Below are 20425 nucleotides of genomic sequence, written 5' to 3' on the forward strand. Positions count from 1 at the left end.
GCGCATGGCGGGTGCGTTCGGGCGGCGGTGCTGGCCCGGCATGGGCTATCGAGGCGGAGAAGGCGGCAGCCGCGCGCGCTATCCGATCGCCGCCGCCTGGTCGAGCAGGGCCGGCCAGTCGAGCGCCAGGCACGCGCCGATCGCGCGGCCCAGCGGGTCGTGCGGATGCAGCCGGCCGCGGCCGAGCTCGCTCGCCATCGCCGTGCCGCCGCCATATTCCACCTTGATCATCCGCAGGTCCGCCGCCGTCGCGCCGCCGGCATAGATGGCCGGGTCGAGCCCGAGCAGCCCGGCCGCGAGCGGCTTGACCCCCGGTTTCGCGCCGCGCCAGGCCAGCCGGGCCCTGGACTGGAGGCAGAGCACCCCGCGTGCCGTCTGCCCGTGCGGCAGCTCGCAATTGGCGAAGGACGGGTTCAGCCACAGCTTGAGCCACACGGCCGGCTGGTGCGAGCGGATGCGCGATCCGATGCGTTCGTTGCTGCCGGTATTGGGCTGGATCACGTTGAGCCGGAACGTGATCGCCCCGCGCATGACCGGCTGGGCCCGGGGGCCGAACTCCTTGCCATAGCCCTCGACCAGCAGCTCGGGCTCGATGCTGGTGCCGTGCGGATCGCGGAACGGCGCCGAGGCCATCACGCGCTCGGCGAGGAAGGCCATGCGGCGCTCGAACAGCGCTTCCTCGCCGGGCCGGGCCTGGCTGCGGACGATGTCGGCCCGGTACGGGCCCGGCGCGGCCCAGCCGGGAACCTCCAGCCCGGGATAGGCGGCCATCGCCGATGCCGGCGCGAGATAGGGCGCGCGCCAATAGACGCCGAGATAGGCGGCATAGTCCTTGGTGGTGCCCGCCATCGGGCTGTCCCAGCCGGCATTGGGGAAGAGCGGCGGCCGGAAGCGGCGATGGCCCGGCATGTTGGGTTCGAGCGCGATCGATCCCGGAGGCGGGGCGACGCCGGCGGACAGCGCCACCGCATTGGGCGGGACCGGGGTGCGGACGGGATGCTCGCGCAGCCCCTGGGGCGGTTGTACCGGGGTGAGACCCCCGTCCTGGACGAGGAGCAGCAGGGCGGCGGAAAGGGCGAGGGTTTTCATCGGGCGCGGGGTGCTCCGGGGCTGTTCACACCGTCGACCAGGGCGCGCCAGTCCGGCAGGAAGGCGGCGGCGATCAGCCGGCCATGGATGCTGTCCGGCGCAAGCGAGCCCTGATGGGCGTAGCGGGCGTCGACCGGGTTGCTGGCGCCGGGCTCGACGGTGAGGATCTGGATGTCGGTCTTCGGCCGGGCGGGATCGAAGAAGCGGGGATTTTCCACCTGCTTGCCGCCGCCGCCGCGGAATTCCGAGACATGCGTCGGCCGGTCTCCGGCGACGACGAGCGCCGCGAAATCCGGCAGGAACGCCACTTGCGTGCCATGGTAGCGGCCCCAGGCCGGGCCGCCGCGCAGCGGGATGTTGGAGGTGATGGCGATGCCCGCATTGTGCCCCTGGTCCGGCGTGCGCCAGCGGCCGTCGCTGCCCAGCGTCGCGCCGGGCGCGCCGATGCGGAGCGCGGGTGCGCCGATCACCAGGCGGAAGCTGTAGACCTCGACGCCGGCAATGTCCTTGCGGCGCGTCATCCACACCGATCCGCGCAGCGTCATGCCCTGGGCGCGCTGGAGCGCGGGCATCTTCAGCACGGCCTGGTACAGGGCGTCGGCCTGGGCGAACAGGGTGTCGACCGCCGCCTTGGGCAGGCCCGGGTCCGCGAACACCGAAGTGCGCGCGAGCCGCGGCGCTACGGCACCGGCCGCGGTGCGGGACTCGCCCGGCGCGCCGCGCACCTTGGCCTGCGGCCAGCTGCGCCAGAAATCGATGAGATAGTGATAGGCGAAGCGCAGGTCGGTGCCGGGCAGATAGGGGCTCTTCGGGCCGGCCTGGGCGGGCAGGTTGCTGCCCTTGATGATCGGCAGCAGGCGCGATTCGACCGCGGGCGAATCATAGTCGCCCTTCTCGTAGAAGGGCGTCCCGTCCTCGACGCGCAGCAGCCGCGTGGTCTCGGCCGGCTTGTCCTCCGGCGCGCGGACCTCCCAGCGGCCATAGGGATCATAGGCGGCGCCGGTCTGCGGCCGGTCGGGGATCGTCGCGGGGGCCTGGGCAAGGGCCGGTGACGCCCATCCCCATCCCGTTGCCAATATCGCCGCCGCCACGACAAGACGCATGCATCCCTCCATCGGGCCATGCGCAAAGACCGGAGCGGCCGGGAGGGGCAATCGGGCTGCGACGGACTCCGCGCGCGGCGCGACCGGCCCGTCCGGTTAGGGCGCGGGCCGAAGCCCGCGCCCACCGATGGAGACCGCCGGTGGGCGCCGGCAGCCCGCCAGGCCCCCGTATTGCCACGGGCGCCGTGCGGCGTGGGGGCGGCCGGTGCCGCGGCCGCCCAAGTCCCTTGATCTACTCCCGCCTATTGGCACGCGGGGCGCCGTCCTCAAGCGGGAGATTGCCCATTTTGGCGGAACCGCGCGCGCCGAGTTCAATCGAACGCCACCGGCGCGGGCCGGCCGGCGAGATAGGCGCGGGCGGGATCGTGGAGCGGGAAACCGTTTACACCCAGGCGCGCAAGCAGGAGCCGGACGGTGGAAAAGCTCCTGACGCTGGTCGCGATCGATTCGGGGCGGTTGAGCCAGGCCTCGGAGACGAGCAGCTTCTTGCCCACCCGCTCGACCCGGCCGTCCGCGAGCAGGTGGACGAGGCGGCGGCGCACCGTCGCCTCGGGCAGGCCGAGCGCGCGGGCGACCGCGCTGGTCCGCACCGGCAGGCGCAGCGACGGCGGCGGCTCCCTGCGGCCATCGGCATAATGCCAGGAAAGCTCGCGATCGGCGTTGAGCGGGCGCGAATTGGCGGCATAGATGGTCGAGAACAGCACCAGCTCGAGCCAGTCGCGATGCGTGCGCCGGTTGGTGTCGACCACCGCGAGCATCAGGTCGATCGCGGCCTGGACCCCGGCGGCGTGATGATAGGGGCGCACGGTGCCCACTTCCGGCATCGGCACCCCGGCGCGCGCCATGTCGGCGACGAAACGGACGGCGGCGTCGTGGACCAGCGTGAGGAATTCGGCGAGCGCGGGCGCGCGCAGCTCGGCGTGGCTGGCATGGACGCCGTCGGCCCCGCGCTCGCACCAGCCGGCATCGACCAGCGCGTGCACATGGCGGCGCACCGTCTCGTAGGGGCGCGACAGCGACATGGCGAGCGAGTGGGGGGAGACGGTGGGTGCCAGCCCCTCGCGCGTGCCGAAGGGATAGGTGTCGCGCGTGATCACGGCGAAGATCGTCACCCGGTCGAGATCGCCGTCGAACAGGCGGATCGCGCGCGCCAGCACCGTCGTCTGCAGCTCGGCGAGCAAGCGGGTCATGAGCCGGATCGGCGGGGGATCGGGAGGCAGGCGGATCGACATGCTCTGCGCCGATACTCGCCGCTGCGGGCGCCGGCAGCTAGCCCGGGGACGCGCCATTTCGCCAATTTGAGTAGCAGGAAATGGCGGATTCCCGAGGAAAATCAGCCGAAACCGTCCAATCGGGTAACCATGTTCGGCCCGGCACGGCCCAAGCCGGCCCTTGCCCGCGCGGGCGCGGCGCGGGACAAGCGCGGTAAAGAGACGAGGGGAGTCGCATGAAATCCTGGATCGCCGCGCCGCTGCTGGCGCTCGGCACGGTCGCCGCGCCGGCAGCAGCGCAGACCGTGCCGGTGCCGTCCGTGCCCGCGCCGCCCGTGCCCCCTGCGCCGCCCGAGCGGCCGGCCTGCCGCGAAGTGGGCGACCTGCCCTTCCTCGTCATCGATGCCGGCAGCGCGGCGCGGCTGGGGGCGATCGGGCTCGACCGCGCGGCGATCTTCGCACAGATGCGCGAGACTTCGATCCCCGAGACGATGGGCTGCTGGGCGATGCCGGTGGGCAATTTCGACAGCCAGCTCGTCTCGGTCGGCATGGCGCAGTGGAATTTCGGGACGGGAAGCCTGCAACCCCTGCTCAAGGCGTGGAAACGGGCGCAGCGCGGCAATTTCCGCCGCACGCGCAAGGCGCTGATGCCGGTCCATGGCAAGACGATCTTCTCGCACGCCTGCCTGGCGGTGCCGGTGAAGCCCGGATGCCGCGAGAAGATCCTGGCGGCGCACGGGCCGGACGGGAAGCTCGATCCCGTCCTGTGGGGCGAATTCAATGCGCTGTTCGAGAGCGATGCGATGCTGCAGGTGCAGCTCGACACCTATCTGGTGCTGCTCGAGGCGGTGCGGCAGGACCTGTTGCGGGTGTTCCCCGAAGGGCCGATCACGCTGCGCAAGGTGCGCTGGGCCGTGGATACGAAGGTGCAGCAGGGCGGCTTCCCGCTGGACGAGGACCTGGCGCGGCTGCGGCGCAAGCTCGCGGCGATGCCCGAGGGCGATCGCTGGGACCGGCTCGGCGCGATCTTCGCCTGGTACGGCGCCCTGTCGCGCTCGATCGACCAGGACGGCGTGCAGCGGGACTGGGCCTGGAACCTCGATCGCTGGGGCTGCCTGCTCGATCGGCGGCGGATCGATCCGGAGCAATATGAGATGCTCCACCTCACCTTCCTGCGCAGCCGCACCGCGATCGGCAATTCGGGGCGCTGGCAGGCGCTGACGTTCGAACGGCGCGCCAAGATCATCCTCGGGGTGGGCAGCGTCTCCGGCAAGGCGGACGGAGAATGTTTGCGCTGACCCCTTGGAACCGGCGGCGTGGCCATCCATTACGTGACGGGAACATTTATCCGGAGTGCAGGGCGATGCGTGGTTTGCTGGTGGCGGCGGGGTTGTTGGCGGTGGCGGGCTGCGCGAGCCCGCAAAAGGATGCGCGCTACATGGCCGGCCATGCCCGCGCCCAGGCGGACCTCAAGATGGCCGACGGCACCGATGTCGGCAAGGCGATCGCCGAGGAAGTCGACGGGTCGATCCGCGTGATGGTGGAAGTGCACGGCCTGACCAAGGGCGTGCACGGCACGCACGTCCACACCGTGGGCAAGTGCGAGGGGCCGGACTTCGCCAGCGCCGGCGGCCATTGGAACCCGACCGCGCACCAGCACGGCAAGGACAATCCGATGGGCCCGCATGCCGGCGACATGCCCAATCTCTCGGTGGGCGAGGATGGCCGCGACCGCACGATCTTCGTGCTGCCGGGCGGCACCTATGCGGGGCTGATGGACGCGGACGGCGCCGCGCTCGTCGTCCATGCCAATGCCGACGACTACAAGACCGATCCCTCGGGCAATTCGGGCGGGCGCATCGCCTGCGGCGTCTTCCACGCGATGTGATGCGGCGCGCGCCGGGGGAGGTTTCGTGACGTCGGTGCTGTTCGTGTGCCTGGGCAATATCTGCCGCTCGCCGCTTGCCGAAGGCGCGCTGCGGGCGGCGGCGGAGCGCGCCGGACTCGACATCGTCGTGGATTCGGCGGGGACCGGCGACTGGCATGTCGGCGCGCCCCCCGATCGCCGCGCCCAGGCGGCGGCGCGGCGGCACGGGGTGGACATTTCCGGCCTCAGGGCACGGCAGGTGCGGCCGGAGGATTTCCGCCGCTTCGACCATGTGCTGGCGCTCGACGACCAGAATCTGCGCGACCTCATGGCGATCGCGCCGGCGGACGGCACGGCGGAAGTCCGGCTGCTGATGGACTATGTGCCGGGGCGCGAGGGCAGCTCGGTCGCCGATCCCTATTTCGGGACGGACCGCGACTTCGACACGACCTGGGCCGAGGTGCGCGCGGCGGCGGATGCGCTGGTGGGGCGGCTGGGGCGGCGCTTTCCAAAATCCGCCGGCACCATGTAGCCCTGGTGCATGAAGGAGTTCCGGCTGTTCGCATCCTGCCTGATGCTCGCGAGTTGCGGCAATGAGGCGAAACCGGTGACAATGACGGACCAGCGCCTGATCGCCGGGCTGCGGGCCTGTGGCATCGATCCGGCGGACGCGGTGCAAGTGAACGAGCAGGGGGACGGAAACCCCAGGAACTATCTCGTCTTCAGTCACGTCGCGCCCTATCCGGAGGCGAAGATGCGCTGCTTGGCGCGCACGCTCGAGCAGGCGCAATACGGGATAAGCAAATCGGACCAATCGTTCGAGGATGCGTATCTGCCGGCCTGGAAGGCCGAGTTCGCGCTCTATATGCAGAAGCTTGCGATTTCTTGGCTGCGAGAACATCGGCCAGGGAAAAGCTCTCCGCAGTTCATGCCGGGAAAGCTTTCGCTCGGGGCGTTCGCGCGTTCGCTGGAGGAATTCTGCGGGGCCAGGCCGGGCGCCTTGTCGGTAGAACGGCAATCCGTCCGCATTCCATTTCCGGAAGACGAACCGCAGTCCGAATGCCTGCTTATGGCGGCACTTGCCGCGAATCCGGAGAAACACGGCTTCGCCGTACAGAATTCGAACTACGAGTAACGCGTTGCTCCAGCTGCTCTAGTGAACCGGCTGGCCTCGAACCGCCGCGACGCCCTGCAGGATATTGTCGACCACGAATTGCGGGGCTTCGTGCGGGAGGCCGTGTCCCGCGCGTTCGGCGATGTTCTGATGGGCGTTGGTCGACAGGGTCAGGAATTCACGCTGCATCTTCTGGGTGGCGTCCTCCAATTTGACGGCGATCGGTTCCGGCAATCCGGGGACCATGCGGAAGCGCGGGCTGTGGGTCGCGACGATCACCGGCTTGTTCCCGAGCGAAGTGAGCAGATGCGCCTGTGCGGCGCTGGCGCGCATGTCGAGCCGCTCGTCGTTCCTGGCTGGATCCGCCTGCACGCTCATGAGGAAGGCACGCGCTTCGGTGACGGCCTTTTCCTCGCCCGGCGCCGGTGCGGGCAGCTGCGCGAGCCATTTCGAGAACTGGTCGGGATGGGTTGTCGACACCAGCACCAGCCCCGCCGTGTCGGCCGGATATTGCGCCGCGAACACCTGGGAATGGAGCCCGCCGATCGAATGGCCGACGAGGAGGTACGGCCCCTTCTCGCCCGCGGCCGACAGGGCCGCATGCAAGTCGCGGGCGGCATCCCGGCTGGAGCGCGCCCCGGCCGGTGCCGGATCGCTCCCGCCGAGACCGGCACGATCATAGAGGCAGACCCGGGCAACCGGTGCCACCTGATCCGCTATGCCCCGCCAGCCCGGATCTTCGACCGGCGCCGTCCCCATGCCGGCGTCGATCACCACCGTCGGCCCGCCGCTGCCCTTGCACGACAGGCGGATCGACCGTCCGCCGACATCGAAGCGATCGCCGGCGGGCTTTTCCTGGGCCGCCGCGATCGTGGCGGAAGCGAGGAGGACCGCGCAGGACATGAGCTTGGCGACGAGCATGGTGTGCATAGGGGCCTCCCGGTCTAGGGCGAAGATGTAAGCATGGATCGGGCACCGCTCACAATGCCGGCGGCCCGTGCGCGTTGACCCGGGCGGGGGCATGACCCTACGAACCGCATCCCCGGATGCGGGCGGATGGCGAGAGGCGCGTGATGCAAAGGACTGCGACAGGATTTCCCCTCGGCATCGTGATCGGCGTGATATTCGGCGCGCTGATCGGCAACATGGCGATCGGCATATTGCTCGGTCTCGCCCTGGGCTTCGGGATCGTGAAGCTGCCGGGGAAGCGCGGCGGGCACTAGAGGGAGGACCCGATCGGGGTGCCGGCTTCCTTCGTCGTGGCGGCGTCTTTTCCCGGCGGAACTAGCATGTATAAACCACGGCCGGGGCGGGGCGCATGGGGAGCATGGATGGCTGAAGCCGATGCCGCCTGGCCCAGCCACGGCGGAGAGACAGGGGAAAGGCTGCGGGCGGCCGACTTCGTGGTGCCGGAGCTTGGCCCGGTCGCGGGCTGGCCGCGCGAGCTCAGGCAAGCGATCGACCTGATGCTCGCTTCGCCGCAACGGGCCTTCGTCACCTGGGGGCCGGACTATCTGTTCTTCTACAACGATCGGATCCTCGACGCCTATCGCGACGAGAATGTCCGGATCTTCGGCCGTTCCTATCGCAAGAGCTGGCCGGCCGTCTGGGAGAAGGTGGGCACCTATTTCGAGCGGGCGTTCGCCGGCGAGCCCGTGCTCCGCCCCGGCCTGCACGTGCAGACCACGCGTGGCGGCGGCGAGAAGATCGACATCCATGTCGATCTGTCGATGACGCCGATCCGCGACGCCGCGGGCAAGGTGGTGGGCATCTTCGGCACCAGCGCCGACCGGACCGAGCATTTCCACATGGTGGCGCGCGAGCGCGACGTGCGCGAGGCGCTCGAGGAGAAGTCGCGCACCCTGGAAGTGGTCAACCAGGCGGGCACCGCGATCACCGGCGAGCGCGACAGCGCGCGCGTTGCGCAGACCGCGGTGGATGCGGGGGTGGCGCTGATCGGGGCGAAGTTCGGCGCCTTCTTCTACAACAGCACCGACGAGGCCGAGGGCGAGCGCTACATGCTCTATGCGCTGTCCGGCGCGCCGCGCTCGGTGTTCGACAAGTTCCCGATGCCGCGGATCACCCGATTGTTCGAACCGACCTTCGCCGGCACGGGCATCATCCGCGTCGACGACGTCACTGCGGATCCCCGCTATGGCCGGAACGCGCCGTTCAGGGGCATGCCCGAGGGGCATCTGCCGGTGCGCTCCTATCTGGCCGTGCCGGTGCGCACGCCGGCGGGCGACGTGATCGGCGGCCTGCTCTACGGCCATCCCGAGCCCGGCCGGTTCAGCGCCGCGGCCGAGGCGAGCCTGGTGAGCCTGGCCGGCCAGGCGGCGCTGGCGATGGACAATGCCCGGCTGTTCGAGGCGGTGGAACGCGAGCTGGCGCGCCGCGCCGTCGCCGAGGAAGAGCTGCGCCTGCTCAACGAGCGGCTGGAGACGCGCGTCACCGAAGCGGTGGCCGAGCGCGAGACGGTGTTCGCCGCGCTCCAGCAGGCGCAGAAGATGGAGACGATCGGCAAGCTGACCGGCGGCGTGGCGCATGATTTCAACAACCTGCTCCAGGTGATCTCGGGCAACCTCCAGCTGCTCGCGCGCGACGTGCAGGGCAACGACAAGGCCGAGCGGCGGGTGGCGAATGCGCTGGCGGGGGTGCAGCGCGGATCGAAGCTGGCGAGCCAGCTGCTCGCCTTCGGCCGGCGCCAGCCGCTCGAGCCGCGGGTGCTCAACATCGGCCGGTTCCTGGGCGGCATGGAGGACATGCTGCGCCGCGCGCTGGGCGAGGCGATCGCGATCGAAGTGATCACCTCCGGCGGATTGTGGAACTGCCAGGCCGACCCGACCCAGCTGGAGAATGCGATCCTCAACCTCGCGATCAACGCGCGCGACGCGATGGCGGGCACGGGCAAGCTGACGATCGAGGCGGCCAACGCCTCGCTCGACGATGCCTATACCAGCGGGCTGGATGACGTGCCGCCGGGCCAATATGTGATGCTGGCGGTGACCGATACCGGCACCGGCATCGATCCCGGGCTGATCGAGCAGGTGTTCGAGCCCTTCTTCTCGACCAAGCCCGAGGGGCAGGGATCGGGGCTGGGGCTCTCGATGGTCTATGGCTTCGTCAAGCAGTCGGGCGGCCATGTGAAGATCTATTCCGAGCTCGGCCACGGCACGACGCTGAAGCTCTACCTGCCGCGCGTGCGCGGGCGCGAGGAAATGGTGGCCGCCTCGCCCGAGACCGTGACGATGCGCGGCGGCGACGAGACGATCCTGGTGGCCGAGGACGATCCGGACGTGCAGGCGACGGTGGTCGAGCTGCTGACCGACCTGGGCTATGTCGTGCTGCGGGCCAACGACGCGCAGAGCGCGCTGAGCGTGATCGAGAGCGGGGTGGCGATCGACCTGCTGTTCACCGATGTGGTGATGCCGGGCACGCTGAAGAGCCCCGAGCTGGCGCGGCTGGCGCGCGCGCGGCTGCCCGCGCTCACGGTGCTGTTCACCTCGGGCTATACCGAGAACGCCATCGTGCATGACGGGCGGCTCGACGCGGGCGTGGAGCTGCTCTCCAAGCCCTATACGCGCGAGCAGCTGGCGCGGAAGGTGCGCGCGGTGCTGGAGGCGAGGAAGCGGGGCTAGGTTGGCGATTCATAATTCTCCCCTCCCTGCAAGGGAGGGGAGTCAAGCGAGCGGATAGCGTTCCACTGCCTCATAGCGGGCGCCTTCATGGCCGAGATGGCTCTCGAACAGGTGGAAATGGTCGAGCGTGAAGGGCGGGCTGGCGAGGCCGGCATGCGCCTCGACGAAGCGCGCGGCGGCCTCGGCGGGGGCGTTCATCCGGGCCAGCGTGATGTGGGGGAGATAGGCGCGGCGCTCGGGCGGCTGGCCGGCGCGGACCAGTGCCTGGTCGATCTTGCGGTGGAGCCCGGCGAGCCCCTCGCGCGGGCGGATGCCGGCCCAGACCGCGTTGATCCGGCCGCGGCTGTCAAAGGTGCCGACGCCCTCCAGCGCGACCGCGAGCGGCGGCCAGCGCACGGCCGAGAGCGCCAGCGCGGCATCCTCGGCGGCGCGCTCGTCGACTTCGCCGATGAAGCGCAGGGTGATGTGGAGCTGGCCGTCGTCCTGCCAGCGGGCGCCGGGAATGCCGCCCATCAGCGCGCGCAGCTGGGCGCGGATCGGAGCGGGCGGACGCAGGCCGACGAACAGGCGGATCATGGCCCGGGCACTAGCGCGCCCGGTTTTGCTTGAAAACACCCGGCGCGGGGGCGATATTCACGGACACCGGCAGGTGCCGGGCAAAGGAGTTTTGAAATGGCTGACTGGTCGGATCCCCGGACGGGCGCGCCCTATGTGACCGCCGGCGCGGGCGCTGATGCGCGCGACGCGGGGCTCAGGTCCTATATGCTGTCCGTCTACAACTACATGGCGTCGGGCGTGCTGCTGACGGGCATCGTCGCGTTCGTCTTCGCCAAGAGCGGTGCGATCGACACGCTGTTCGCGGTGCAGGAGAATGGCCGGGTCGCGCCGTCGCTGCTCGGCTGGCTGGTGATGCTGGCGCCGCTCGGCATCGTGCTGGTGATGAGCTTCGCGCAGCGCAGCCTCTCCACCCCGGCGATGCAGGCGCTCTACTGGGTCTATGCGACGACGATGGGCCTGTCGCTGTCGACGATCTTCCTGCGATATACCGACAGCTCGATCGCGCAGGTGTTCTTCGGCACCGCGGCGGGCTTCGCCGGTCTGAGCCTGTGGGGCTACACCACCAAGCGCGATCTTTCGGGCTGGGGCACGTTCCTGATCATGGGCGTCGTCGGCCTGATCGTCGCCTCGATCGTCAACCTGTTCATCGGCTCGGGCCCGCTGAGCCTGGCGATCAGCGTGATCGGCGTGCTGCTGTTCGCCGGCCTCACCGCCTATGACACGCAGAAGATCAAGAGCCTCTATTTCTACGTCCAGGGCACGGACATGATGGGCAAGACGGTGGTGATGGGCGCGCTGACGCTCTACCTCGACTTCATCAACATGTTCCTGTTCCTGCTGCGCCTGTTCGGCAGCCAGCGGAACTGATCCGGCGGCGCCGCGCCTGGCGCGGCACCGAGCCTCGGGAAATGCGGCCCGGCGGGGAAACTCGCCGGGCCGTTTTCTTTTTGGCGGCACTGGGTCGCTTGCCTGCTTCCCATTCCTCCCCCTCCGGGGAAGGCCATTGTCCTGTCGCCTGCCTGCAAGCGATGCGATCGCCTTTCCTTGTGCCCGGCGCGGGGAACGCGAATCGAAGGGCGTTCGTTACAGCCCGGCAACGCTCAGGAGAGTGAGTCATGGACGCGAACCCGATCGACCCGGCGCTGGACCCCCTGTCGGCGGTACCGGGCCCGGATGAGGAAACCAAGCGCACGGCCGCGCAATCGGCCGATGCCGGCACCGACGAATCGATCGCCGAGCGGCTGGCGCGCAACCCCGAAAGCAAGGAGGCCCGGCTCGACCGGGCGCTCGACGAATCGATGGACGCGTCGGACCCGCCCGCCTCGACCCAGCCGGTGCACAGCCATCGCGGCGGCGACCTTCCCGAAAGCTCGGGCTATGATCCCAGAAAGGAAGCCAGGCTGGTGCAGAGCGAGGACAAGGGCGTCATCGGCCGGATCCTGGCGAAGATCGGTCTCGGCTAGGGCCGTATCGGCATCTGAAGTAGCGCGGCCGCAACGGCTCCCTGTGCTTCCGTCGCTTCGGGCCCGTGCCCGGGGCGACGGACATGGGAGTCCGGGGCGCACGCATGCCGGCCTTTCCGGCAGGCGGAGAAACGACCCCCGATAGCCCTAGATCCGCCCGCAATCGCTCGGCGGCCTTTGCCCGGCGAAGCGCGCATCGATCCAGTCGAGCGTGGTCCTGGCGGCGCCGGCATCGCGCGCGGCGGCGGCATGGTCGCCGCCGGGCAGCGAGACGTAGCGGAGCGGCGCCCCGGTGCGGCAGCGCTGGCGGGCAAAGGCCAGCGTCACCGCCGGTGCCACCACGGTGTCGGCGGCGCCCTGCGCGATCAGCAGGGGCCCGGGCACGGCGGCGGGGGCGACGCTGTTGGCATGGGCGATGCCGGCCCAGGGCGGGGTGCTGCCCATGTCCTTGCTGCGCAGCGCGCCCCGGATCGCGGCGATGCCGAGGATCGTGCCGAGCCGCGGCTTCTTGCCGAGCTCGACGCAATTGTTGCGCGCAAGGCGGGTGGCCACTCCGGCATTGGTCTTGTTGAACAGGCTGGAGAGCGGATGGCCGAAATGCTGCGACCAGCTATAGGCCGCATAGGCCGCCAGCATCGCGCGGACATTGGCATCGCTGCCCGAGCGGAGATTGGCGGCGAGATCGGTGGGCGGCGCCGCGGCGGCGGTGCCGAGCAGGCGCAGTTCGGGCGCATAGCGCGCGGCCGCCGCCGCGGTCCACAGCGCCGCATGGCCGCCCTGCGATTCGCCCCAGACCGCGAAATCGGCGCCGGCCCGGGCCTCGCGCAGCGACCGGGCGGCGCGCACCGCGTCGAGCACCGCGCGGGCGGTGTCGATGCCGATCAGATAGGGATGGGCCATGGGCGAGCCGAGCCCCGGATAATCGGGCGCGACCACCAGATAGCCGCGCGCGATCATGTCCGCGAGCGCAGGCGTCGCCTGCCAGAAATCGGGGCTCAGCGACGGCGCGCATCGCTCGACCACGCCCCAGGTGCCGTGCGTCCAGGCGATCACCCGGCGCGGCGCGGGCGACGGCACACGGTCGCGCGGGGCGACGATCATGCCGGTGACTCGGATGGCCCGGCCGCGCGCGTCGCTGGTCCAATAGGCGATGCGCCAGCTGCGCATCGCGTCCGTCCCGCCGGAGACCGGCTCGGCGGAGATCAGCGTGCCGGGGGACTCCGCCGGCCTTTGGCCAGGCCTCTGGGCGAGCGCGGTGGCGGGCAGGGCGATGAGGAGCAGGATGGCGGACAAGAGGGTGCGCAGCATGACGAGCCTCCTTCGATGCGCCGCTTATCCCAGATCGGGCGCCCTACCTCAACCGGCACGGGCCAGGGCGCGGTTCGTGGCGATGCCGGGATCGGGCGCGCATGCCTCCGCCACGACCCATTCCCGGAACGCGATCATCGCCGGGCTGGGCGTGCGCGACTGGAGCCAGGTGAGCCAGTAGCGCCCGGTCGAGACTTCGAGCGCGAAGGGGCGGACGAGCCGGCCTTCGTCCAGATGGCGGGAAAGCATCGCCGGCGGGGCGAGCGCGACGCCCATGCCCAGGATCGCCGCCTCGGCCATTGCCAGCGAACTGTCGAACACCGGGCCGCGCAGGGGCGGCGGGGCGATGCCGGCCTGAGCGAGCCAGCGCGGCCACTCGTCGGCGCGATAGGAGCGCAGCAGCGGCAGGGCGAGTAGATCCGCTGGGGTGGCGAGGCGCGCGGCCAGTTCGGGGGTGCAGAGCGGCGTGAGCGGCGTTTCCACCAGCGGCACCGCTTCGGTGCCGTGCCAGGCGCCGGCACCGAAGCGAATGGCGTAGTCGAGCCCTTCGCCGGCCAGGTCGACACGGTTGTTGTTGGTGAACAGGCGCAGGTCGATGCGCGGATGCTCGGCGTGGAAGGCGGGGAGCCGGGGGAACAGCCAGCCGGTGGCGAAGGTGCCCACCGCGGCCACCGAGAGCAGCTGCGCGGCGGTGCCGCTGGCGATGCTCTCGACCAGCTCGGCGATGCGATCGAAGCTGTCCCCCAGGGCGGGGAGCAGCGCGAGCCCTTCGTCGGTGAGCGCGAGCCCGCGCGGCAGGCGGCGGAAGAGCTGGGTGCCCAGGCGCTGTTCCAGCCCCTTCACCTGATGGCTGATCGCGGCTTGCGTCACGCACAGCTCGATCGCGGCGCGGGTGAAGCTCAGATGCCGTGCCGATGCCTCGAAGGCGCGCAGGGCATTGAGGGGGAGGTGGGGGCGGACCATCGGGCGCCGAGCATAAGTTCAGCTAATGCCGGGCGCCAGTGGGATGGACGGGTTGCGTGCCGGCGGCCCGCATGGCCGCGCTATTCCCAGCCCTGCTCGGTCCGGGCCGTGGCGGGGAGCTTCTCGAAGCGTTGCAGCGCCGGATCGAGATAGTCCCAGGGCTGCGCCGCCACCGTCCACAGCGCGACATTGGGCACGAAGCGCTCGGGCGCGTCGAGCGTGGCCGGGCTGACGATGAACAGCTCGGGAATGTCGGGGAAGGTCATGAAGACCGGGGCGCCGCAGGTGCCGCAAAAGGCCCGGCTCTTGCGCGTGCCCTGCTCGCCCGTCGTTTCCCAGCGGCTCGGCGTGCCGGTGGTGCGGACATCGGCGCCGAAGAAGGTGAGATGCGAGCTGTGGCCGGTGCCGCTGGCGAGCTGGCACTGGCGGCACTGGCAGTGGTTCATGTCGACCGGCGTGCCGGTGACTTCATAGCCGATCGCGCCGCAGGCGCAGCGGCCGGTATAGGGCAGGCTTCCGGGCATCGTCCGCTCCTTGCTGGATCGTGGTTCAGTCGGCCTCGGCCTCGGCCGCGACGGTGCCGACCTGCTTCACCACCTTCTCCCAGCCGCGATGCATATTGGCGAAGGCAGTCTCGTTGCGCGGCAGCTCGAAGCCCGAATGGGTGAGGCGCAGCAGCGTGCCGCCCACCACCGGCGCGAGATCGAAGGTGACCACGGTGTCGAGCCGCGAACCATAGCCCGTGTTCGCGGCGTGGCCGCCGGCCCAGCTATAGGCGAAGCGGGTGTTGGGGACGACGACGAGCACTTCGCACCGGATCGTGCCGTCCCATTCGCCGGCGGGCGTGGTCTGATAGGTGAAGCGGTTGCCCACCACCGGCTCGAAGCCCCTGGGCTCCATCAGCCAGCGCCCCATCAGCGCGCCGCTGGTCAGTGCCTTCCAGATCAGTTCCGGCGCGTGGGGAAGCAGCTCCTCGACGAGGATCTGCCGGGTGACGGTATCGGCTTCGGTCATGGGTCGATTTCCTTGAGCAGGCTGCGGAGGTCGGAGAAGCGATCGCGCCAGAACAGGTCGTAGTGGCGCATCCAGTCGAACAGCGGATCGAGGCCGTCGGGCCGCGCACTGTAGAAGACCTGGCGCCCCTGCGGCCGTTCGGCGACGAGTCCGGCCTGTTTCAGCGATTTCAGATGTTGCGAGATCGCCCCCTGGGTGACGCCGCTGCCGCGCGTGAGCTCGGCGACGCTGATCTGGTCGCTGCGCACGATCCGTTCGAACACCGACCGCCGGGTGGGATCGGCGAGCGCGCGCATCACGGTGTCGAGGGGGGCTGCCTGGAGCATGAGGATCAATTAGTATGAACTAATGCATTAGTCAATACTAATCGATATACCGTCCAAATGGCCGGCCGATTCGGTCCGTGCCATCGCGGCTGGCCTTCCCGACGGGGACCCGCTAGGCTGCGCCCATCGCTGCCAGTTCCGCTCGTAGGCGCCAGCGACTGAGAGACCTCCGTGCTCCCGCTTACGCAAGGGGGAGCAGCGCATTGGATCTCGACACGCCGCCGCAGGATCCGGCAGGAGAAGACGCGGCCAAGCCGGCGCGGAGCAATGGCTTCCGGCGCAAATTCGCCGAAGCGCGGCTTTCGCCCGACGGCGTGGAGCGCCAGGGCCGCGTTGCGCGAATCGCGTTCGAGGCGCTGGGGCGCGACGGCGCCACTGCCTTTCTCAACGGACATGACGACGCGCTGGGCGGGCGTCCGCTCGATCTCGCCATTGCGAGCGCCGAAGGGCTGGCCGCGGTCGAGCAGGCGATCGCCACGCGCCGCGGGGCGCGGTGAGGCACGGCGCGGCGCGCGATGCCGTCACCGTCACCAGCGCCGAACTTATCCGCGCGCATGCGACGCTGCGGCGGGGCTCGCATTTCCTGGGGCTCGGCCTGGGCGGCCCGGGCGCGGCGCCGCGCGCGATCGAGGGGCGCCACCGGGCGAAGGTGATCGGCAACGGACTGCGCGAACTCGACCGTTTCCTCAACCTGCTGGTCGGCGAGGCGGCGCGCTGCCGCGGCATTGCCATGCCCAGGGGCGAGCGCAACACCGCGAACAAGCTCGCCCGGCTGCGCCGCGCGCTCCGCGTGCCCGATCCGGACCATGCGCGACTGATGGCGCTGGGGCGCTCGCGCAATTGCCTGTTCCACTGCGGGGGCACGGTGCGGCGCGGCGACCGCCGCGGCGAAGCCGCGATGACCGCGGGCTGGCACGGCGAGGGCGACGTCCTGCGGCGCGTGCCCGTCGGCGCGGAGCTGGCCGTTTCGCCTGCCGATCTCTCCGAGGTCTGCCTCTTCTATCGCGACATCGCCGACCGCCTGCTCGCCGAGGCGCGCGGCATCTCGAACGGAACTCCATGAACCCGAGCAACCCGCACCATTATGCCATCCGGATCGAAGTGGACGACATCGACGCGCTGGGGCATGTGAACAACGCGATCTACCTGCGCTGGGTGCAGGCGGCGGTGGTCGATCATTGGGAACGGCTGGCTCCGCCCGAAGCGGTGGCGGCGCATCGCTGGGTCGCCGTGCGACACGACATCACCTATCGCAAGCCCGCCTTCCTCGCCGACGCGTTGGTCGCGACGGTGGTGCTCGAAAGCGTGCGGCGCGAAAGCGCGTTCTACGACACGGTGATCCGCCGCGGCACCGGGACGCTGGCCGAAATCAAGTCGCGCTGGTGCTGCGTCGACGCCGCCACTCTCCAGCCGGCACGGCTGCCGGCGAGCACCGTGGCATGTTTCCTGCCGCCGGCCGGGATGGCCGTCGCTTCCTAGTTTGCGGCCCGGCCTTTGCCTTGCCCGCGCAGGGGAGCTTTACTTTCGGCCAATATACCCATAGGGGGTATGGGTATGGCTCACCTCTCCCATGGTAACGACGCGCTGCTGGCGCGGGTCCGCCGGATCGGCGGGCAGGTCGGCGCGGTCGAGCGGGCGATGCAGGGCGATGCGGGCTGCGCCGAGATATTGCAGCTCGTCGCGGCGGTGCGCGGGGCCGTGAACGGACTGCTCGACGAAATCATCGCCGACCATCTCCAGGCGCATGTCGCGCATCCTGGCCTCAGCGATGCGGAGCGCGCGCAGGGGGCCGAAGACCTGCTGGCGGTGATCCGCCGCTACTCCAAATAGGATTCCCGATGGCGACCCTGCCCGAAATCGATGCGCTGGCGCACGATCACGTCTTTCTCGGCGCCGCGCATGACGCGAATGCGCGGCGGACCCTGTGGGTGGTCTGGCTCACCGCGGTGATGATGGTGGGCGAGATCGCCGCGGGCTATTGGACCGGATCGATGGCGCTGCTTGCCGACGGCTTCCACATGGCGACGCATGCCGGCGCGCTGGCCGTCGCGGCGGCCGCCTATGCCTATGCGCGGCGGCATGCGCATAGCGCCGCCTATAGCTTCGGAACGGGCAAGGTGGGCGACCTGGCCGGCTTCGCCTCGGCGATGGTGCTCGGGTTGATCGCGCTGGGGATCGGCGTGGAATCGGTGCTGCGGCTGTTCGAGCCGATCCGGGTGGCGTTCGGCGAAGCGACGATCGTCGCGGTGCTGGGGCTGGCGGTGAACCTGGCCAGCGCGGTGCTGCTCTCGGGCGGGCATCATCACGGGCATGCGCATCATCATGACCACGATCACGACCACGACCATCACCACGGCCACGACAACAATCTGCGCTCGGCCTATATGCACGTCCTCGCCGATGCGCTGACTTCGGTGCTGGCGATCGCGGCGCTGCTGGCCGGGCGCTATCTCGGCTGGGCCTGGATGGATCCGGCGATGGGGATCGTCGGCGCGGTGGTGATCGCGCGCTGGTCGTGGACGCTGATGCGCGACACCGCCGCGGTGCTGCTCGACCGGACCGACGATCCCGTCGCCATGGAAGTGCGCGCGCTGGTCGAGGCGGGGGGCGATGCCCGGATCGTCGACCTGCACGTGTGGCGCGTGGGGCCCGAGGCGCGGGCGGCGATCGTGAGCGTGGTGGGCGTCGATGCGGATGCGATCCGCGCCCGGCTGGCGCCGGTGCACGAACTGGCGCACCTCACCGTGGAGTGCCGCTGACGCCGCGCGGGAGCTCAGTCGATGGCCTCGATACCCAGGGCCGCGAGGCGTTCGATCGCGTCCTTCATGTGCTTCAGCTGCTCCGGGGAATGGCCCTGCCATTCGGCGACCTCGCCGACCACGCGGAGCGGCGCGCGCGAGCGGTAGGAGAGCGTGGGATTGCCGGGGAATTTCTGGTCGGTGAGGTTGGGATCGTCGACGATCCCGCCGGTCGGCTCGACGATGTAGATCCGTTCGCGCCCCGCGCCCCGGGCGAGCTCCGCGCCCCAGATCGCCGCCTCGAGCGTGCCGGTGAGATAGACCCAACCCGCCTGCTTCCGCGCGCCATAGTTGGAGGCATGGCCGGTGGCGATCAGGTCGCCGGGGCGCAGGTCCGCGCGGGTACCGTGATAGTAGATCATGTGCCGTTCCCTCAGTTGCGAATCGAGGGCGGCTTCATGGAACAGGGACCCCGGCTTGCCGCAAGCCCGGTTCCGGGTTAGACAATGATAGTGGGAAGAGGCCGTGGCGAAGCGCCGGCGCTCCCGCGATCCTGAAATCGACGGTCTCGATGCGCCTTGCCCGGCCGAGGAGCAGGTATCTTGCTGATCTATCTCCGTCATCCCCACGAGGGCGGGGATGACGGGAGCGGGGATTGACCGGGGGAAGGAGGGCGCGGCGGGCGGGTTCGGCCCTGGCCCGCCCTATTTCTTCAGGATGTCCAGCGCCGCCGCGGTCATCGCCTCGGTGGCGGTGCCGATCACGGCCTCGGCGTCGGGCGCCCAATAGGGGCTGTGGAGCGAGGGCAGGGGCTTGCTGCCATTGTCGGACGCGGCCCATTTGTCCGCCGGTACGCCGCCCACCCAGAAGATCAGGCTCTGGATCGACTGGTCGGCCAGCCAGTAGCGGCTGAAATCCTCGCCGCCCATCACCGCGCGGGTCTCGGCCACCCGGTCCTTGCCGAAGCGTGCCGTCCACAGCGCCTTCATCCGATCCGAAAGCGGCTGGGTGTTGAAGGTGGCGGGCGTGAAATTGTCGCGGACCTTCACCTCGGGCATGCGATCCTCGGGCACGCCGGCGGCGATCGCCTCGCCCTTTGCGATCCGGGCGATGCCGTCGAGCAGCAGCTTGCGGACCTCGGGCTTGAAGCTGCGCACGGTGAGCAGCATCGTGACGTCGCTGCCGATGATGTTGTGGGTCGAGCCGCCCTTGATCATGCCGACGGTGACGACCGCGGCTTCCTGCGGATCGACTTCGCGGCTGACCAGGGTCTGGAGCGAAGTGACGATACGCGCGGCGAGGACGATCGGGTCGCGGGTGGTCTGCGGATAGGCGCCGTGGCCGCCGACGCCCTTCACCAGCACGTCGACCGAGTCCACGTTCGCCAAGGCATAGCCCGGCGTCACGCCGATCTGGCCGGCGGGCTGGCTGGCGCTGTCATGGAAGGCGAGCGCGAACTGAGGCTTGGGGAAGCGGGTGAACAGCCCGTCGTCGATCATCGCCCGGGCGCCCATGCCGCGCTCCTCGGCCGGCTGGGCGATCATCACGACGGTGCCGTGCCATTTCGCCTTCATCGCGGCGAGGTTGCGCAGCGTGCCGATCCAGCTCGCCATATGGGTGTCGTGGCCGCAGGCGTGCATCACGCCGGTCTCGATCCCCTCGTCATTGGTGGTGCGCACCTTGGAGGCGAAGGGCAGGCCGGTGGTTTCGGTGACGGGCAGGCCGTCCATGTCGGCGCGGATCAGCACGACCGGGCCGGGGCCGTTCTCGAGCACCGCGACCACTCCGGTGCCGCCCACTTTCTCGGTGACCTTGAAACCGGCCTTGCGCGCTTCCTCGGCGAGCTTGGTGGCGGTCTTCACTTCGTGGAGGCTGAGTTCGGGATTGGCGTGGAAGTCGCGATAGAATTCCATGAGCTGGGGCAGCGCGGCCCTGGTCGCGTCGTGCACCGGATCGGCGGCGGAAGGCGTGGAGAAGCTCATCGCTGTTGCGAGAAGAAGATATCGAAGCATAAAGTTCCCCGCTGCATGGAG

Annotated in this window: 24 protein-coding genes; 12 read left to right on the forward strand and 12 right to left on the reverse strand. The window is 69.9% G+C overall.

The window, feature by feature from the left end; genetic code table 11:
* Positions 1 to 78 precede the first annotated feature (78 nt).
* The 3 genes from CAP40_RS16785 to CAP40_RS16795 all read right to left on the reverse strand — a co-directional run bounded on the left by CAP40_RS16785 (position 79) and on the right by CAP40_RS16795 (position 3382).
* Positions 79 to 1089, reverse strand: a complete 1011-nt coding sequence (locus CAP40_RS16785) for a hypothetical protein (RefSeq protein WP_086130681.1) — start codon at positions 1087 to 1089, stop codon at positions 79 to 81.
* The gene (locus CAP40_RS16790) at positions 1086 to 2192 is read right to left on the reverse strand and encodes a hypothetical protein (protein ID WP_086130682.1); all 1107 of its coding nucleotides are present in this window, start codon (positions 2190 to 2192) and stop codon (positions 1086 to 1088) included. The genes CAP40_RS16785 and CAP40_RS16790 overlap by 4 nt, the downstream gene beginning before the upstream one ends.
* A gap of 311 nt (positions 2193 to 2503) precedes the next feature.
* Complete coding sequence (locus CAP40_RS16795; RefSeq protein WP_144034405.1) at positions 2504 to 3382, reverse strand: hypothetical protein; 879 nt, start codon at positions 3380 to 3382, stop codon at positions 2504 to 2506.
* 257 nt (positions 3383 to 3639) lie between these two features.
* Between CAP40_RS16795 and CAP40_RS16800 the strand changes: the two genes are divergently transcribed.
* The 4 genes from CAP40_RS16800 (at position 3640) to CAP40_RS16815 (ending at position 6405) form a co-directional block, all read left to right on the forward strand.
* Positions 3640 to 4701, forward strand: coding sequence for a hypothetical protein (locus CAP40_RS16800; RefSeq protein WP_086130684.1), 1062 nt, complete (start codon positions 3640 to 3642; stop codon positions 4699 to 4701).
* 65 nt (positions 4702 to 4766) lie between these two features.
* The gene (locus tag CAP40_RS16805) at positions 4767 to 5291 is read left to right on the forward strand and encodes a superoxide dismutase family protein (RefSeq protein ID WP_086130685.1); all 525 of its coding nucleotides are present in this window, start codon (positions 4767 to 4769) and stop codon (positions 5289 to 5291) included.
* A gap of 25 nt (positions 5292 to 5316) precedes the next feature.
* The gene (locus CAP40_RS16810; protein ID WP_256924299.1) at positions 5317 to 5802 is read left to right on the forward strand and encodes a low molecular weight protein-tyrosine-phosphatase; all 486 of its coding nucleotides are present in this window, start codon (positions 5317 to 5319) and stop codon (positions 5800 to 5802) included.
* 9 nt (positions 5803 to 5811) lie between these two features.
* On the forward strand, positions 5812 to 6405 hold the full coding sequence (locus CAP40_RS16815; protein ID WP_086130687.1) for a hypothetical protein: 594 nt from the start codon (positions 5812 to 5814) through the stop codon (positions 6403 to 6405).
* Positions 6406 to 6423: 18 nt separating this feature from the next.
* On the opposite strand, the gene CAP40_RS16820 is transcribed toward CAP40_RS16815, so the two are convergent.
* Complete coding sequence (locus CAP40_RS16820) at positions 6424 to 7314, reverse strand: alpha/beta fold hydrolase (protein WP_179188321.1); 891 nt, start codon at positions 7312 to 7314, stop codon at positions 6424 to 6426.
* Between the two features lie 401 nt (positions 7315 to 7715).
* On the opposite strand from CAP40_RS16820, the gene CAP40_RS16825 reads away from it, so the two are divergent.
* On the forward strand, positions 7716 to 10022 hold the full coding sequence (locus CAP40_RS16825; protein WP_086130689.1) for an ATP-binding protein: 2307 nt from the start codon (positions 7716 to 7718) through the stop codon (positions 10020 to 10022).
* Between the two features lie 42 nt (positions 10023 to 10064).
* Here the strand turns inward: CAP40_RS16825 and thpR are convergent, their stop codons facing one another.
* Positions 10065 to 10598 (reverse strand): RNA 2',3'-cyclic phosphodiesterase, encoded by a 534-nt coding sequence (gene thpR, locus CAP40_RS16830; RefSeq protein ID WP_086130690.1) that lies wholly within the window; start codon positions 10596 to 10598, stop codon positions 10065 to 10067.
* Between the two features lie 96 nt (positions 10599 to 10694).
* Here thpR and CAP40_RS16835 point away from each other — a divergent pair, with 96 nt between their 5' ends.
* Positions 10695 to 11447 carry a Bax inhibitor-1/YccA family protein gene (locus tag CAP40_RS16835; protein WP_086130691.1) on the forward strand — a complete coding sequence of 251 codons (753 nt, stop codon included), beginning with the start codon at positions 10695 to 10697 and terminating at the stop codon, positions 11445 to 11447.
* 248 nt (positions 11448 to 11695) lie between these two features.
* Positions 11696 to 12043 (forward strand): hypothetical protein, encoded by a 348-nt coding sequence (locus tag CAP40_RS16840; protein ID WP_086130692.1) that lies wholly within the window; start codon positions 11696 to 11698, stop codon positions 12041 to 12043.
* 147 nt (positions 12044 to 12190) lie between these two features.
* On the opposite strand, the gene CAP40_RS16845 is transcribed toward CAP40_RS16840, so the two are convergent.
* The 5 genes from CAP40_RS16845 to CAP40_RS16865 all read right to left on the reverse strand — a co-directional run bounded on the left by CAP40_RS16845 (position 12191) and on the right by CAP40_RS16865 (position 15654).
* A complete protein-coding gene (locus tag CAP40_RS16845; RefSeq protein WP_086130693.1) occupies positions 12191 to 13351 on the reverse strand; it encodes a lipase family protein in 1161 nt (386 codons plus the stop codon).
* A 48-nt stretch (positions 13352 to 13399) separates the two neighbouring features.
* Positions 13400 to 14314: a LysR family transcriptional regulator gene (locus tag CAP40_RS16850; RefSeq protein ID WP_086130694.1), complete on the reverse strand. Its 915-nt coding sequence runs from the start codon at positions 14312 to 14314 to the stop codon at positions 13400 to 13402.
* Positions 14315 to 14394: 80 nt separating this feature from the next.
* On the reverse strand, positions 14395 to 14838 hold the full coding sequence (locus CAP40_RS16855; RefSeq protein ID WP_086130695.1) for a GFA family protein: 444 nt from the start codon (positions 14836 to 14838) through the stop codon (positions 14395 to 14397).
* A 25-nt stretch (positions 14839 to 14863) separates the two neighbouring features.
* On the reverse strand, positions 14864 to 15328 hold the full coding sequence (locus CAP40_RS16860; RefSeq protein WP_086130696.1) for an SRPBCC domain-containing protein: 465 nt from the start codon (positions 15326 to 15328) through the stop codon (positions 14864 to 14866).
* Complete coding sequence (locus CAP40_RS16865) at positions 15325 to 15654, reverse strand: helix-turn-helix transcriptional regulator (RefSeq protein WP_086130816.1); 330 nt, start codon at positions 15652 to 15654, stop codon at positions 15325 to 15327. The genes CAP40_RS16860 and CAP40_RS16865 overlap by 4 nt, the downstream gene beginning before the upstream one ends.
* Before the next feature lie 203 nt (positions 15655 to 15857).
* On the opposite strand from CAP40_RS16865, the gene CAP40_RS16870 reads away from it, so the two are divergent.
* The 5 genes from CAP40_RS16870 to dmeF all read left to right on the forward strand — a co-directional run bounded on the left by CAP40_RS16870 (position 15858) and on the right by dmeF (position 18413).
* A complete protein-coding gene (locus CAP40_RS16870) occupies positions 15858 to 16151 on the forward strand; it encodes a hypothetical protein (RefSeq protein WP_086130697.1) in 294 nt (97 codons plus the stop codon).
* On the forward strand, positions 16148 to 16717 hold the full coding sequence (locus tag CAP40_RS16875; protein WP_086130698.1) for a hypothetical protein: 570 nt from the start codon (positions 16148 to 16150) through the stop codon (positions 16715 to 16717). Before CAP40_RS16870 ends, CAP40_RS16875 begins: the two co-directional genes overlap by 4 nt.
* Positions 16714 to 17133, forward strand: a complete 420-nt coding sequence (locus CAP40_RS16880; RefSeq protein ID WP_086130699.1) for a thioesterase family protein — start codon at positions 16714 to 16716, stop codon at positions 17131 to 17133. Before CAP40_RS16875 ends, CAP40_RS16880 begins: the two co-directional genes overlap by 4 nt.
* 75 nt (positions 17134 to 17208) lie before the next feature.
* Entirely contained in the window at positions 17209 to 17484 is a 276-nt protein-coding gene (locus CAP40_RS16885) for a metal/formaldehyde-sensitive transcriptional repressor (RefSeq protein WP_086130700.1), read from the forward strand.
* A gap of 8 nt (positions 17485 to 17492) precedes the next feature.
* Positions 17493 to 18413, forward strand: a complete 921-nt coding sequence (gene dmeF, locus CAP40_RS16890) for a CDF family Co(II)/Ni(II) efflux transporter DmeF (protein WP_086130701.1) — start codon at positions 17493 to 17495, stop codon at positions 18411 to 18413.
* Positions 18414 to 18427: 14 nt separating this feature from the next.
* On the opposite strand, the gene arr is transcribed toward dmeF, so the two are convergent.
* Together arr and CAP40_RS16900 are read right to left on the reverse strand one after the other, a co-directional pair.
* Positions 18428 to 18814 carry an NAD(+)--rifampin ADP-ribosyltransferase gene (arr, locus tag CAP40_RS16895; protein WP_086130702.1) on the reverse strand — a complete coding sequence of 129 codons (387 nt, stop codon included), beginning with the start codon at positions 18812 to 18814 and terminating at the stop codon, positions 18428 to 18430.
* Positions 18815 to 19096: 282 nt separating this feature from the next.
* Positions 19097 to 20404, reverse strand: coding sequence for an amidohydrolase (locus CAP40_RS16900; RefSeq protein WP_086130703.1), 1308 nt, complete (start codon positions 20402 to 20404; stop codon positions 19097 to 19099).
* Positions 20405 to 20425 lie beyond the last annotated feature (21 nt).

The organism is Sphingomonas sp. IBVSS2 (assembly GCF_002127225.1).
In the GTDB taxonomy this organism is placed as follows: Bacteria; Pseudomonadota; Alphaproteobacteria; order Sphingomonadales; family Sphingomonadaceae; genus Sphingomonas.